Origin of the sequence: Pseudopedobacter beijingensis, assembly GCF_042678145.1 — a bacterium.
GTDB lineage: Bacteria > Bacteroidota > Bacteroidia > Sphingobacteriales > Sphingobacteriaceae > Pseudopedobacter > Pseudopedobacter beijingensis.
Genome location: NZ_JBHUDG010000003.1, coordinates 286603 through 304567, shown reverse-complemented (window position 1 = coordinate 304567; position 17965 = coordinate 286603). Strand labels below are relative to the sequence as shown.

Sequence of the window (17965 nt, the reverse complement as noted above, 5' to 3'; positions counted from 1 at the left end):
ATTTGATATTCAAACTTTTGTGATTTGGAAGAACGTATGATTTTTTAGATGAAGCACCTTTACTTATTAGATAAAACTATACACACTATATTGTTTAAACTTTTCTTAACTCTATTAAAAACCAGACTATTATTTGTTTTGTTTTTAATGAGTTGTCTCTCTTTTAGTGTTTTTGCGGAGGGGAGTAAGGATATGATTGCCAGTGGAAATGGACATAGAGCTCATTTCCTGAGTTCTGATATGGACGGGGAGGGGATTCCCTTTCCAACCAAAGGAACTGTAAAAGTTTATGCCAAAGTAGGGGAAAGGTTGTTTTTGGGGTCCAGTGCTGTAGGGATTGGAAGTGGGAGAATTAATGTTAAAGTTCCTCAGGGAGGAGGGACAATTACCTATACTACAACAACCCAAGGGGTAATATCTAACAGGAGTCAGGAAGTTTTTGGTCCGTCTTTAAATGGAGGAGCAGATGGGGGGTATATTCCTTATATTATTACGGTTGGTGCAGGACAGGAGGGAATTTGGGAAATAGATTTTATTTCACCATCACCGACAACAGATCCCAGATCTGTTAATGGGACAAATCATCCACCAGTGAATTCAGTTGGTTTAGATTGGGTTCCGCAGCTATCAACCGTACCATATATTGCTGCTTTTGATGTTTCTGTTCGTAATGCAGCAAATACAGGCTTTGTGAGCGGGAGAGCTTTTATGAATGTATTTAATGGTACGCTATCGGCAGGTTCTTCATTATTTTATGCTCAATTTAACATCCTAACATACGATGGCTATTTGTATGAAGTAGACAATAATGGACAGGCAGGTTATATTTTTTCTTTTTTCGTTAATAATAAAGGGTTCAAGAATGGAAGTGGAGATCCTGCTTATCGAAGCGTCACTTCTGCTACCACTGTTAATACTAAAGATCCGAGAACAGATGACACGGCAACCGATTTTACACATAAAATATTTTTCAATACTCCGGCAGCTGATTTGCCGGAAGATGCACCTACACCTACCGCAACTACATGGCTAAGAAAACCTATTAAAGCTTTGTCGGTATCGGACGTTTTGTTTACGGGATTTGAAGGTACGGAGAATAAAGCAGGAACATTTCCACTGGGAGGCTTAATCAAGTTTAAAACAAGTCAACCTGGCTCTTACGATATAAATATCGATATCAACAATAACGGCATTTTTAATGAGAATGTTGATGTAAGATTAACAGGTACTGCTGTAAATGGAGACAATGAAGTGCGTTGGAATGGCTTGGATGGTAATGGTGGGAAGGTTTATGGAGGTGTTCCATTAAGTCCTAATCAGTTACAGGTGAGTCTTGTTGGGGGAGAGGTACACTTTCCTTTTTTGGATGTAGAAAATAATGTCAACGGTATTATTATAAAGCGTATAAACGGAGCAAATGCGCCTGACTATACTGTACATTGGAATGATGAAGATATCACCGCTAGTACAAGTGTCCCTATCCCAAAAAAAACACCAATTGGCGGGGCGAACAGTTCTTCAAACGGGCATAAATATGGTAATACTTCATACAGTACAAGCGCTTATGGAAATAAGGTAGGTTTAGATACCTGGGCTTACCTTGTAAGTGCACCTCAAATACCCTATTTAAATATAACATTTCGGGAAGCAGATCTCGAAGTGGTAAGCATTTTAGCAAATAAAACTACCTATTGTGTTGGGGAAGAGATGGTGTATACTGTAAGGGTTAGGAATAACGGCCCCGATGATGTAGAGGGAGCTAAGTTTTTCTTTGACTATCCGGCGGAATTTACCATTACAGATATCACTACTTCTTTTCTTCCTGCTAATATTGGTAATCAGATTGTAAACAGTCAGACTAATACTACACAATATAATGCGGTATTAAACCTGATAAATGGTGCTGAATTAACTTATATTATAAAAGGAACTTTATCTGCGTCTCCGGCTGGAGGAGTAATTACAAAAGCCTCTGTTATGCGGCCAAAAGATGTAACAGATCCGGATGCTACCCATCCAGATGCGGCAGAACCTACCGATCCGGAAGTGGAATGTAATTACGGAACGGTAGGGTGTAATAATATTAAAACACATTCAAATGTTACACTTTCTGGAGTCACTATTAATATGGGCAGTAACCAGACCGTAACGGAAGGGACGGGAGGGATAAAAACAATGACTTTTCCTGTAACTTTATCGACGACTTCTAATTGTGATATTACAATAGATTATGAGATTGCGCACCTTACTACAGACGCTGCAGATTTTATAGGGCCTACATCGGGAACTCTTATTGTCCCCAAAGGGCAAACACAAGCCAATATAGTTTTGCAGATTGCTACAGATAATATTATCGAAAGAAATGAGGAGTTTAAACTGGTTATCACCAATCCTTCGGGATTAAATACCATTGGTATAAAAGAAGCAACGGGGACTATAGAAAATGATGATAGTGGAATCATCAATGTTACTAAAGTAGATGGTTATGAGGAAGGGGCGGTACCTGCAAAATTGATATTCAGTTTTGCTAATGGAGTAACTTCTGACTGTGATTTGGAAATAGATTTTACATTAGGAGGAACGGCAGAATGGGGTGGTGTAGACTATATAGGTACTCAGGCTAATACTGTGATTATACCGGCAGGACAATCAACCTACGAATTGATATTTCCCGTAATTAATGATGATATAATAGAGGGCAATGAAACCATTTTTATTGCAGCGGTACAAAGTATAAGGAGTAGAAGACCAGAGAACGGAAATCTTCAAAGTGCCTATAATATTAGCTTAAACCCAAATGTACCCTCCATTACCATTTTTGATAATGATAAGGGGACTATAAAGTTAAGTGGTCCGGTAACCCTGAACGAAGGAGATACTAATTACACTGATTTTACATTTAACGTTACTTTAGACAAAGAAACGGCAGGGGCTTTTACTTTAAATTTTAAAACGGCTGATGGTACAGCCCTGGTTGCGGACAATGATTACGAACCTCAGAATCGTGTAGTTACCATTCCTAAAATGCCGGGGACTTATCCGGTAACAGTAAGGGTAATTGGAGATCATAAAATAGAATCGGACGAATATTTCCATGTAACCATTAGCGATTTAAGTAATAATTATAGTGGCAACCTGAGTATAACACAGGGAGCGTCTATCGGATATATCCTGAATGATGATTCGGGTATATTAGATATTGTCTCTGAAAATACAACCGAGGGAGGTGCTGCAGCATATTTTGCGTTTACTTTACGTGATAATAAAGTTGCTGATACAGATATTATAATTAGTTATACTTTAACAGGGAAAGCCAATGGCAATGGTATAGATTATGATAAACCACAAACGGGAACCATCACTTTGTTAAAGGGGCAAAGTACTGTTCATTTATATCTGAATACTTATGACGATGGACTGGTAGAGGGAACGGAAGATGTGGTTTTAACGGTAAACTCGTTGTCACATCCAGGAATAACGCTTTCGGGTAATATGAGTACGCTGTATATTTTTGATATTAACAGGGTGCAAATAACCGTAGCAGATGCACAGGTAATAGAGGGTAATGCCGGAACAAGTCTGTTGAGATTTAAAGCTGTATTAAACGGCAGAACTGATAGAGATTTTACCCTGCCATTTACCATACAGGACATAGAAACAACTTTAGGTACAGATTATACCGTTACCACAATAAGTCCTATTTCTTTTTCGCCCAATTTAGCCACACAGGAAGTTAATATAGATATTGCTGTTAAAGGTGACTATGATATAGAGGGGGATGAAACTTTACAATTGATATTAGGTGCACCATCCAAAACGTTTAATGGTGCATTAACAGTGCAAAGTGTACCTGCAATAGGTACTATTATAGATGATGACAGCGGCCAGATAACGGTAACTGCCAGTAATGGAAAAGAGGAGAATGAAGAACCTGTTGTATTTACCTTCTCCTTCCCGGTGGGGGTAACAGCTACAACAGCTACAGAAATTAATTTTACATTAGCAGGCAGTACAGCCTCTGCAGGTACAGATTATAAGGCACCAACGGTATACAAGGTTACTATTCCGGCAAATACCAATAGTGCAACATTAACCATCCGGGTAAATGATGATGATATTATAGAAGGAACAGAAACAATTGTTTTAACGCCTTCTCCAATTATAGGTAATCCGGGAGTTACAATAAATACACATGCCATCACAGCACAAATAGAAGATAATGACAAGGGGACAATTACTTTAACAGGTCCACCAAGTATTATTGAAGGAGATAATGGCGTAAATACTATCAATTATACTATTAAGCTGGATAAAGAAATACAAACCCCTATACAGTTAAGTTACCGCACTGCGGATATAACTGCTTTTGCAGGAGAAGATTACGATGGTGTATTGGATACCTACACCTTTCTTCCGGGGCTTAGTGAACAGGAAATTACTGTTCCGGTAAATATAAGAGGAGATAAAAAGATTGAGGCAGATGAAGTTTTTCGCTTGATATTGAATCCTTTGCTTCAGGACTTTGACGGACGTCTGACTATATCAAACCCTTATGTAGAGACCACTATTGTAAATGATGATTTGGCAAACATTGTTATCCATAAAATAGATGGAAAAGAAGGTAGTCAGGACGCCAGATTTACGATTGGTTTTGATGATGGTTATAGTGCGGATGTTCCGATAAGTATTTCCTATACTTTAGGCGGAACGGCTCAAAATCCAAGTGATTATACCGGGGCAAGTTCAGGAGTGTTAACCATCAATCCGGGGCAAAGTACGGTACAGTTAGATTTACCGGTAGTAGATGATAATCTGGTAGAAAATCTCGAAACCGTAACAATTACACTGGCAAATACATTATTACCTTACCATATCACATTTACCGAATTACAGAAAACACTGAATATTATAGATAATGATGCGGCAAGTATTTCCATCTCAAATGCATCAGTAGTTGAAGGGAATGAGAGTGATACTTACCTTGTTTTTGATGTTGAGCTCACAGGTGCAAACGTTCAGGATGCTTTTTCCCTACCTTTCACCATCACAGAGGGTACCGCTACTGTTAACGTTGACTATGAAGTGCCAGCATCAATTACTTTGTATTTTAATGGTCCGGCAGATCGTAACAAACAGATACGGGTTCTTGTTAAAGGTGATTTAATTATTGAAAAAGATGAAACCTTAAATGTTGCATTAGGGTTGCTGTCTGCTAACTTTGGCGGTCGGTTGACTATTGCAAATCCCAATGCAGTTGGTACTATCGTTAATAATGATAAAGGCATAATTCAGATTGTGCCGTCGCATGGTAATGAGGAAGGTGCTGTAGCGGGCTTTTTCCATTTTAATTTCTTAAATGGAATAACATCTGATGAGCCAACAACTATTCGTTTTAATCTGGGAGGTTCAGCGGAAAATCCTGATGATTATACTACGGCTAATTCTGCATTTGTTACTATTCCTGCCGGATTGACAAGTGGAGAGGTAAAAATAGAGGTAATAGATGACGATATTGTGGAAAATACAGAAACTGTTATATTAACAACAACAGGTGTTGATACTGCTTATCCGACAGCTGTTACGGTTTCCAACTCTCCGCAAACTGTTAATATACTGGATAACGATAAAGGAGAGCTTGTGCTGATTACTGAGCCTGATGTTACAGAAGGAGCTGATGGGGAAACAAAAATCGTTAAGTTTAAAGTAAAACTGACTAAGGCGACGGCTTCTCCTTTTAGTGTAAATTATCAGTTTACAGATATTACGGCGACTAATGGTAACGATTATCAGGCGAGCAACGGCACCTGGAATTTTGAAGGAAAGGCAGGTGAGGAAAAAGAAGTATCTGTAATTATTGTTGGCGATTCTAAAATAGAAGATAGTGAAACTTTCAGGTTCCAGTTTAATACTTCGGCAAATTTGTATAACGGTGCCATCAGCATCCCCAATAATACGGCTGTTTTCACTATTATAAATGATGATAGCGCACAATTAAGTATAACTAAACAAGATGGAGAAGAAGGTGGAAACGATGGTTATTTTACCATAAGTTTTCCATCGGGTTATACAGCAGATCTTCCCATACAGATTGGCTATACTTTAAGCGGGGCACAGGCAGGGGATGATTATAAAGCCCTGCCGGGAACAATAACATTACCTGCAAATACAAATTCTATTAACATTCCTATAGAGATTATTGATGATGCCAAAGTAGAGGGCGATGAATTTTTGACGATTACAGCCAATATAGTTACTCCTGTTTATGGAGTTACTTTTGCTAATAATAGCAGTACATTAAAAATCACGGATAATGATTTTGGAACTGTTACCATAAATGATGTTACGGTTAACGAACAAAATAATGGGGTACATACACTGTCTTTTGATGTGCTATTGGATACAGAAACGGAAACAGCATTTAATGTAAACTATAAAACTGAGGACGGAACGGCAATAGCCGGAGAGGATTATGAGGCTACAACAGGAACACTAACTTTTGGCGGAGCAAAAGACGAGGTACAGCATATACAGGTTAAATATTATGGCGATAAAAAAGTAGAGGCAGACGAAACATTTAAAGCCATTTTACAATCACTCTATAAAACGTTTGATGGTCATCTGTCTATCAGTACAACAGCGCATACCGGGACAGCTACCTTAAAAAATGATGATAGTGCAGTAGTGGCAGTTGCTGTAACCCATGGTTCGGAAAATGGGACAAAGGGTGTATTCAGGTTTTACCTGGAAAACGGAGCTACCTCTGATAAACCTGTTACTCTAAATTATCAATTGGGAGGTACTGCATTAAACGTCTCAGCAAAAAAAGATTATGATATCACACATCCAACATCGGTAACTATTCCGGCAGGGGAAAACTATGTTGATGTGGAATTAACTATTGTGGATGATACCATTGTAGAGGGAACAGAAACAGTTGAACTTAAAAATGTGCAGGTGTTTAGTGGTTATGGGAGTGCAATTACCTTATCACCAACAATTCCTGTTTTAAATATCACAGATAACGATAATGCAGAGATTACAATTACAGCGGTAGACGAGCTGACAGAAGGTAATACCGGAGATTTTAAACAATACCGTTTTACCGTAAAATTAAATGAGGAAACAGCAGATGCTTTTAACGTAAATTATACGGTGACAGATGGCACAGCTCAACGAACTGATGGAGATTATGTGATAAACCCTACGGGAACTTTAAACTTCCTGGGAGAGAAAGATGAACCCCATTATATAGACGTACAGATAAATGGAGATGATAAAATAGAGCCAGATGAAGATTTTGTAGTAACCTTGTCTTCTCCATCAAATAATTTTGAAAACAGACTGACTATTCCTGTAAAAACAAAGAAAGGAATTATTAAAAACGATGACTTTGCAGATATTGTTATCACCAAACAGGATGGAGCAGAAGGGGGACAACCAGCGGCATTTATCTTTACGTTAGGTAATAATAAAACGGTAGACGAAGATATCTCTATTGAATATATTTTGGATAATGTATCGGCAAAAGCAGGGGAAGACTATACTATTAATCCAACTGATGTTAGTCCTTTATTGTTGAAGAAAGGAAGTAACAGTGTAGCCTTAACCTTAAATGTTATTGATGACAATATTGTAGAAGGAACGGAAACCGTTAATATTACTGCACACACACAAAGCAATTTGCGCAATAATATTATCATCAGCAATCCAGAGGTAACACTAAATATTGAGGATAACGACGAGGCTACACTGTCTATACAAAATGTAAGTAAAGCGGAAGGTGATAGTAACACCACCATATTTACTTTTACAGCAGAATTGGATAAAGCCACGCAAAAACCATTTTCTGTAAAGTATGCAACAATAGATGGTACGGCTATAGCTGGAGAAGATTATCAGGGAGCAACAGGGACACTTAATTTTGGAGCTTTATCTACCACTTCACAAACTTTTTCGGTACAGGTAAACGGAGACAAGAAGATTGAAGCAGATGAAGTTTTTAATGTGCTTCTGAGCGATTTGAGTACAGATTTTGGAGGCAAATTGCATTTGCCAACTTTACCGGGTACCGGAACTATAATAAACGACGATGAGGCGGTAATTAATATTACTTCGTTAGATGGGGGGGAAGGTTTTCCTCAGCGTCCTCGTTTCCGTTTTGAGATTACGAACGGCAATACTTCCGATCAGGCTATAGTTATCAATTACAGTTTAGAAGGAACGGCTACCAGTCCGTCAGATTATACGGTAGTAACCAACAGCAATGTCACCTCAAATAGCGTGACCATTCCGGCAGGCTCCACTTATGTTGATCTGGAATTTGATGTGGTGGACGATGATATTGTAGAGCTTACCGAAACTATTTCGTTTAAAGCGGTGAGTATCAATACAACATCTACAGCTTACCCTTCTCAGATTACTTTAAGTAATGACAGACCGGTAATAGAAATAAAGGATAACGATTCGGCAGAATTACAATTAACAGGTATAGGTAATATTATTGAGGGCAATTCAAGTATCACCAAAATAAATTACAGACTTAAACTGACAAAATCAACTCAGGACCCGTTTATCATAAAACTGGCGACAGAAGATGGTCTGGCCAAGCAAAGCGACAACGATTATTTCTTTTTACCGCAGGATATTATCCATCCTGGAAACAAAGACATAGAATTATCTATTACAGTAGATATTATAGGCGACACCAAGGTGGAAGCAAATGAAGATTTCTTCTTCAACATTCTGGGAGTCAGCAATAATTACGAAGGCAGATTAACCATCCCAACACCGTCTATAAAAACCTGGATAGATAACGATGATTTTGCAGACATTACTATTACTGCTAAAGATGGAGAAGAAGCACCAGCTAATAACAAACCGGGAATATTTACCTTTAGTTTACCACCGGGCATAACGGTAGATGAAGACCTGATTATCAAATATACATTAGATGGTACGGCAAAATCTCCTGCAGACTATGCTCCGGTAAGCGGAGAAGCAATCATAAAAAAAGGAACTAACTCTGTAGACGTTCAGATAGACGTGGTAGATGATGATATTGTAGAGGGAGATGAAACGGTAATCCTTACGGCAACATTGCCCAATGTTCATTATGGTATCCAGTTTAAGGACAATACCAATACGGCAACCCTAAAAATCATCGATAATGATTACGGTTTAGTAAGTATTAATGATGTGCAGGTACAGGAGCAGCATTCGGGCGAACATACCTTGACCTTTAATGTAAGCATAGATAAAGAAGTATCACAACCTTTTAAAGTCTATTACCATACCGAAGACCAAACGGCAACGGCTGGCGAAGATTATAAAGCGGTACCGCCCTCTGCAATATCTATAGGACGACTGCCTTCAGATAATAACCCAATAAACATTACCTATTATGGCGACAGAAAAGTAGAAGCGGACGAGATTTTTAGGTTAGTGCTCACCGGCTTAGAAGATCTTTTTAGCGGACACCTGACTTTAGATCCGGCCAAGCATATAGGGTTGGGAACCTTGCGGAATGATGACAATGCCGAAATTAAAGTCACAGCTATCCACGGTAAGGAAGATGGCGACAATGGCAAGGCTATTTACAAGTTTACTTTGGTAGACCGTTTCGGTAACGAAGTAACATCGGATAAGCCAGTCACCATCAACTATCATTTAGGCGGAACGGCAGTCGCTGCGGATTACAACCTGGCCAATAATGGATTGGCCACGGAGATTGTGATTCCGGCAGAAGAAAGCAGTATAGAATTGGTCTTCAATATTGTAGACGATGAAATAGTAGAGGGAACAGAAACCGTTATATTAGAAGACCTTGCCATTTCTTCGGCTTATGCCAATGAAATCAAATTAGGGACATCAATTCCGGTATTGGAGATCAGGGATAATGATACGGCCACTTTAACGGTTATCAGCGAACCTAAAATCTTAGAAGGAGACAGCGGAGAGACAGATTACATATTTACCGTGAAGCTGGACAAAGCAACATCAAAAGATTTTACGGTTAACTACCAAACGCAGGACATTACCGCAACTGCGGGAGAAGATTATGTGGCAACAACCGGGACTTTGACATTTTCGGGCAACAAAGATGAGCCACATACTGTAACGGTAAAAATAAAAGGTGACCATGTGGTAGAGCCGGATGAGACATTCTCTTTACTGTTTGGGAATCCGAGCAGAGATTTCGAGGGCCTTTTGACCTTCCCTAAAAAGGATATCATCGGGACGATAGAAAATGATGATTTTACATCGATAAAGATCACCACTCAAAAGGGAAAAGAAGGTGCGCAGAATGCGACTTTCACTTTCGAATTGACGAATGGGAAAACGGTTGATGAGGATTTAGAAATCAGCTATAATTTAGATAATATATCGGCTAAAATAGGAGAAGATTATACCATTGATCCGACAGAGGTAAGTCCGTTAAAAATACCGAAAGGAAGTAATAGTGTAACACTTACGCTTAAGGTTATTGATGATAACCTGGTTGAGGGAACAGAAGAAGTTAACTTAACGGCATCGGTTAGAAGTAATCCAAGAAATAACATTGCTCTGGTTGACAATAAAGCAAAAGTAGAAATAGAGGATAATGACAGTGCTGTTATTAGTATAACTAATCCTACCATAACAGAAGGAGATTCTGGTACCCAGAATTTAGAATTTACTGTCTTGGTAAGTCAGCCTACACAAGAGCCGTTTACCGTAAAATACAGTACCGCAGATGGAACGGCTAAAGTAGGTAGCGACTATATTTCCGAGCAGAATGGTATTTTAGCTTTTGATAAAGACAACACTTCACGTAATTTTTCTATTAAGATTATTGGCGATAAGGTAGTAGAAGCAACCGAACAGTTCTACGTGGCTTTAAACAGCCTGAGCAATAATTTTGGTGGTCACTTGACTTTGCCGGCACAACCTGCCACAGCCACCATAGTAGATAACGATTATGCGAAAATCAGTATCACCGGAACCAATGGAAAAGAGGAAGGTCCGGTAAATGGTCAGTTTGTATTCAGGATACTGGATGGTTATTCATCAGATACACCATTTACAATAGATTATGATTTAACGGGAGATGCAGTACAAGGAGAAGACTACAGCAATGCAGCAACAGGTACCATTACTTTTGAACCGGGCGAAACAGAGAAAGTATTACAGATAGAGGTTATAGATGATGATAAAGTAGAGGATGATGAAACAGTTATATTAACAGCGAAGCTGAACAGCATTTATCCGCAGATAACTTTAAACAATAGTGTAAGCACCATCAAAATAGAAGATAATGACGCTGCAATAATTACCCTAACAGGAGTAAAATCAGTGGTTGAAGGTAAAGATGGTTATAGAGAGCTAACGTATACCGTAAAGCTGAATAATTCTTCTGCCAATCCTTTTGATATCGCCTATTTTACAGAAGATATTACAGCTAAAGTTGCAGATGAAGACTATTTGGAAGCTAAAGGAACGCTAAGCTTTAGAGGGTATGAAGGTGAAGAACATACTTTTACCGTATTTGTAAAAGGAGACGAGAAAGTAGAACTGGATGAAACTTTCAGGGTATCCATCAAAGCGGTAGATGCCAGTCCACTAAGCAATCGTTTAAATATTACCGGATCGCCAATTGTGGTAACTATTGTAAATGACGATGAGGGAAAGATTCACATTACTAAAATAGACGGAGCAGAAACGGCGGATAATTCTAAACCAGCTCAGTTTGTTTTCGGTTTTAATGGAAACATTACTTCAGAAAAAGACATCAAAATTCCTTACAGCTTATCAACCAATAGTGCAATAGGAAATGGTGTAGATTATACCGGCGACTTAAATGGAGTAATTACCATCCCGGCAGGTCAGCAAACAGCAACTCTAACCTTACCGGTTATTGATGATGATATTGTAGAAGGTACAGAAACTGTAACCCTAACCGTAGTTAACCCAACTTTACCAAAAGATGTCGCATTGGCTAATACCAGTCAAACTTTGTCTATTATAGATAATGACGAGGCTTATATTACCATCCAGAATGTCAATGTACAGGAAGGAAACAGTGGCAATACCCTGATGGAATTTTCGGTGGCTATTGATAAGCCCACACAAGAAGGTTTCTCTATCTCTTACAAAACAGAAGACGGAACTGCTTTAGCAGGAGAAGATTATGTAAGTATTCCTGCAGGTGTAACCACATTCAATAGGCTGTCTAAAGAAACATTGAAAATCTCGGTCACCGTAACAGGAGATACCAAAGTAGAAGCCGACGAAACCCTGAAACTCATACTAACCGCTTTGAGTAATACCTACGAAGGCAGATTGCATTTACCATCCAATCCGGCTATAGGAACCATTATTAATGATGACAATGCGAAAATTGCAATTACCGGAACTAATGGAAAAGAAGAAGGGAAAGTAACAGGAACATTTAAGTTTACCTTGCTGGATGGGGTAACAGTAGATCAGCCGATAACCATTACATACAATTTAGGTGGTTCGGCAACGGGAAATAATGTGGATTATAATGACCTGCTAACAGCGGGAACTTTAGTTATTCCGGCAGGGGAGCATAGCGGCACTGTGTTTATCAATGTGGTAGACGATAGCATTATAGAAGACACAGAAGATGTGATTATAGAAGCTACATTAGCTAACAACCCGTACCCCAATAATATAGCCTTAAACGCCACTACGCATACCATAGAAATAGAAGATAATGATTATGGTACATTAAGCATTAACGGTCCTTTAAGTATTATTGAGGGAAATAGTGGTAGTCAGATACTTTATTTCGATGTCACCTTAAGTAATCCTACCACGAGGAGCTTTACTGTAGAATACGAGACAGAAGACGGAACGGCAACTTTAGATGATAATGATTACCAGTATGCGAAAGGAATACTTTCTTTCGATGGTCAGAAAGCTAATGATGTACAGCAGATTTCGGTAGCTATTAATGGCGACACTAAAGTAGAAGGAGACGAGTTCTTTAAAGTGATCCTGAAAGGGCTTTCTGATAAGTTTGGTGACAGGTTACGTATTGTTGGCTCACCAGCCATTGCTAATATTATCGACGACGATAATATAGCCTTTAATAAAACCATTACGATCAAAAAGCAGGATGGCGAAGAAGGTTTAAGTGATGCCGCATTTATCTTTAGCTATCCGCCAGGAGTAACTTTGGATACCGACACTAAAATCAACTTTAATTTAAGTGGTACAGCCGAGATCAATAAAGATTATACCATTATTGGTTCTTCATCTTCGATCACGATAGAGGCCGGTAAAAACAGTGCAACTTTAAGGTTAAGAGTTATAGATGATGAGATTGTAGAAGATACCGAACAGGTAGATTTGACTGTTGTTGGAGCACCAATTAATCAGAAATATCCTGATGTAAAAATGGACAACAATACCAGTACCTTGTTTATTGAAGATAATGATTATGGTAAGATAACGGCACAATCCAGGTTAATAACCGAAGGAGATAGCGGCACTAAAGAGGTGGTTTTTACATTACGGTTAGATAAGGAAACCGCCAAAGACTTTAAACTGAAATTCCACACGGAAGATGGCACCGCTAAAACTTCCGATTTTGATTATATCGCCGTTGATGACGAGGTGTTTTTTAATGGGAAAGCAAATGAACCACAGGAAATAAAAGTTCGCATTATCGGTGATAAGAAAATAGAAGCAGACGAATATTTCGAGTTGTTACTGACACAGCTTTCCAATACTTTCAATAACAGATTAAGTATTGTGAATACCAAACTGACAGGCACCATAGAGAATGACGATAAAACCAACATTATAGTTACCAAAACAGATGGCGAAGAAGGCGGCAGTCCGGTAACATTTACTTTTACATTAGAGGATGACGTTACAGCAGATGAACCTATTCTGATTGATTACGAAATGATGGCAGAAAGCACAGCGATAGGAAATGGAATAGATTATATAGGCGCAACTTCTGGTACCGTAACCATAAAACCCGGAGATCATGCCGTAACATTGGTGTTGGATGTTGTAGATGACGAGTTGATAGAAGATGATGAAACCATTGTGCTAAAAGTAAATGCAATAAGAGGTAAATATACCAATGAAATTGCCATCCCGACAGAGTCCACAACCGCATATATCAAAGATAATGATAATGCAGAAATCAGGATTTTAGGTCCGGTAGAAGTAACAGAAGGAGATGTAGGCACAACCGAGGCAAAATTTACCGTAATCCTGAATAACAATGTAGGAAACCCTTTTACAGTAAACTACCGTACTGTAGACGGAACAGCAACTGTGGCTGATAACGACTATATTCCAAAATCAGGTACTTTAGATTTTGGAGGAACAAAAGGAGAAAGAAAAGAGATTATTATTCTGGTAAATGGCGATAAGAAAATAGAAGGCGATGAAGATTTCTTTGTACAATTATCCGGTCTGTCCAATGATTTCAATAAGCGTTTGATTATAGAGATTGATAAAGCCAGAGGAATTATTATAGACGATGATAATATAGAAGCCAATAAAATAATCCATATTACTAAAACAGATGGGGCCGAAAAGGGAGATGACGTGGTATTTACGTTTAGCTTTCCTCAGAATGTAGTAAGTGATTATCCGACCAGAATCCCGTATGCCCTATCAGGGGTAGCAAAAGGAGCAGGAATAGATTATATAGGTGATATTTCCGGAGAAGTGATTATTCCGGCAGGAGAAAATAAGGTAACATTAAGGCTTCCGGTAATAGATGATGAGATTGTGGAAGGTACAGAAGTTATCGAGTTAACAACTGGAAATGTAATCAATGAAAATTACGGAAAAGTATCGGTTAGTAACTCGCCAATTCAGGCATATATTTTGGATGACGATTACGGGAAAATCCGAATTGAAGATGCACAAATTAGCGAAGGAGACCTGGCCTATAAGCAAATTAAGCTAGATGTAGTACTGGATAAAGAGACCGGACTACCTTTTACTATTACTTACAATACAGAAGATGGGACCGCTAAAGTAGCAGATAACGATTATGTTGCGGTAAATAACGGAACCTTAAGTTTTGACGGAAAAGCGGGAGAAAAACAAACTATTGAGATAACCATTGTTGGAGATAAAAAGATAGAGGCAGATGAAGTTTTTGATGTGGTGTTGAAAGCCCTATCCAGCACTTTCGAAGGCAGATTGTCTATACAAAAAAACAGAGGTACAGCCACTATTTTGAATGACGACACAGCAGAAATTATCATTACCGCAATGGATGGTGCAGAGGCAGGTACTATTCCTGTGCGCTTTAAATTTAGTTACCCATTAGGTTATACTTCTGATGTGCCAACGGTGTTGAATTACACACTTGGAGGTACAGCTACGGCCGGAGGAGTAGATTATAAAGGCAGTGTAAATGGAGTGTTTGCTATTCCTGCTGATAAAGAAAGTGCCATATTGGAACTTCCGGTAATAGATGACGATATTGTAGAAGATGATGAAACCGTTAGTATTGCCATCAATTCGATAAATACAAACTATCCGGCGTCTATAACCGTAAATCCAAAATTACCTGTAGCAAAAATTATGGATAATGATTCTGCCATATTGAAGTTAAGTAATCCTGTAACACAGAAAGAAGGCGATAACGGCACTACAGCTTATACGTTCAATCTTACTCTGGAAAAAGAGACCGGCAGAGGATTTGTAGTGAAGTATACAACGGCGGACGGAACAGCAACTGTTGCAGACAAAGATTATACCCATACAGCGGGAGAGTTGCCTTTTGCAGGAAAGGCCGGAGAAGTACAATCTGTAACAGTTTTGGTAAACGGAGATTTAAAAATAGAAGCCGATGAAGACTTTAAATTCAAAGTGTTCGATTTAAGTGAAACGTTTAATAACCGTTTAACCATTCCGGTAACAGAAACGAAGAATGTGATCCTGAATGATGATAGCTCTTTAATAACTGTGATTAAAGTAGACGGAATAGAAGGCATGCAGGATGGACAATTTGTGTTTGCCTTAAATCCGGGAGTAACCTCAGACAAAGATATTACCATACATTTTAAATTGAGCGGTACCGCAACAGCAAGCGATTATATCGCCCTCCCTTCGGCAACCAGTATTACCATCCCGGCAGGAGAAAACAGAGCCGTATTAACTATTAAAACTCTTGACGATGATATTGTAGAAGAAACAGAAACCGTAGTACTAAATGTTACCAAAATAGATAATCCGTATAATAACGTATCTATGGTATTGCCAATTCCGGTACTGAATATTTATGATAATGATACAGGTTATCTCACTATAACCAGTCCGGCTCCGGTGTTGGAAGGGCACAGTGGAACAAAAACCGTAACCTTTACCGTAACTCTGGACAAAACAACAGATAAACCGTTTACAGTAAATTATACAACGGTAGATGGTACAGCAACCGTAGCGGATAAAGATTATGTAAAAGCCAGTGGTTATTTAAGTTTTGCGGGTTATACCGGAGAGACAAAAAAAGTAGATGTTACCATCATCGGAGATACTAAGTACGAAGACGATGAAACCTTTGGTTTGAAGTTAATGAACTTAGCGCCAACATTTGATGGGCAGCTGACTATAGGTACAGACGGTAAAGGTGTTATTCTGAATGACGATTTCGCACCAATGGCTATGGACGATTATGTGACAACCCTGGAAGACGAGCCTGTTACTTTCTCTGTTACCGCTAACGATAAACATGATGAAGGGATAGATCCGAAAACGGTGAAAATAGTAACACCACCGAGCATAGGTAAAGTTGTTGTTCATGCAGATGGAACAGTAACCTACTCTCCAGATAAGGATGTAAATGGTTACGATACATTTACTTATACCGTAAAAGATATTTTCGGAAGGCTATCAAATGAAGCCAGGGTACAGATCACTATTATTCCGGTTAATGATGCACCGATAGCCGTAGACGATATTTACTATGTACAAAGAGACAGCAGCATCCGCGAAAACGTAGGTTTAAACGATTATGATGTAGATGGTGATGTACTAACCTTTAGAGTTCTGGAATTTCCTAAACATGGTAAAATCGAGTTCTTTGATGGTATGGACGGGGCATTTGTTTATGTTCCAAACCCTGGTTTTACGGGAATAGATACTTTTGTTTATGAAGTAAAAGATCCTGAAGGATTAAAGGATACTGCAAATGTAACCTTGTATGTACAGCCCAAAGTAAGGGTAGATCTTACGCCGGTACTTACGGTTGTTACCGAAGGCGAAGTGGTTAAAATCACCGCTAAGCTAAGCGAACCATTATTCCAGGATGTAAATGTGGTACTGGATTTTTCTGGAACTGCAGAGTTGAATAAAGACTATACTTTAGAAGGAAACTTTGATGTGATCAGGATTGCTGCGGGAGATACAGTAACCACACAATACTTTTTGGTGAAAACCTTGCGAGACTTTATTAAAGAAGAGGACGAAACCGTAGAGGCAAAAATAATAGCTGTAGATCCGTCAAACTTTGTAACTATTGGAGATTCCGCTTTGGTGGTTATTCAGGATTTCTATCCGGAAGGAAAAGAACCTGAGTTAAATGAAAACGGGGGTATACATCCAGATCCATATATGTCGCCAAATGGAGATGGATTAGGAAACGAGGTTTTTGTAATCTATAATATAGATCAATACCCGGATAATGAAGTCGTAATTTATAACCGTTGGGGTAACGAAGTATTCAGGATAAAAGGATATAACAATAAAGATATCTCTTTCTCAGGTAAAGCAAATGCAGGTATGATGACTAATAAGAACGAAGACCTGATAGATGGTGTCTATTTCTTTATTATTCATACAAAAGATACCGATGGAAAACCATTATTGAATAAAGGTTATGTGATTATCAAGAGGTAGGGGGAGCCTCACCCCGGCCCCTCTCCAAAGGAGAGGGGGTAGGTCAGTGATTTTATTCTAAAGTCTGTGTTCTATCTCTTCTGTCCGT

1 protein-coding gene is annotated in these 17965 nt (G+C 38.8%); it reads left to right on the top strand.

Annotated features, from left to right (window positions below):
- Positions 1–147: 147 nt before the first annotated feature.
- A complete protein-coding gene (locus ACFSAH_RS03090; protein ID WP_379661229.1) occupies positions 148–17877 on the top strand; it encodes a Calx-beta domain-containing protein in 17730 nt (5909 codons plus the stop codon).
- Positions 17878–17965: the final 88 nt, after the last annotated feature.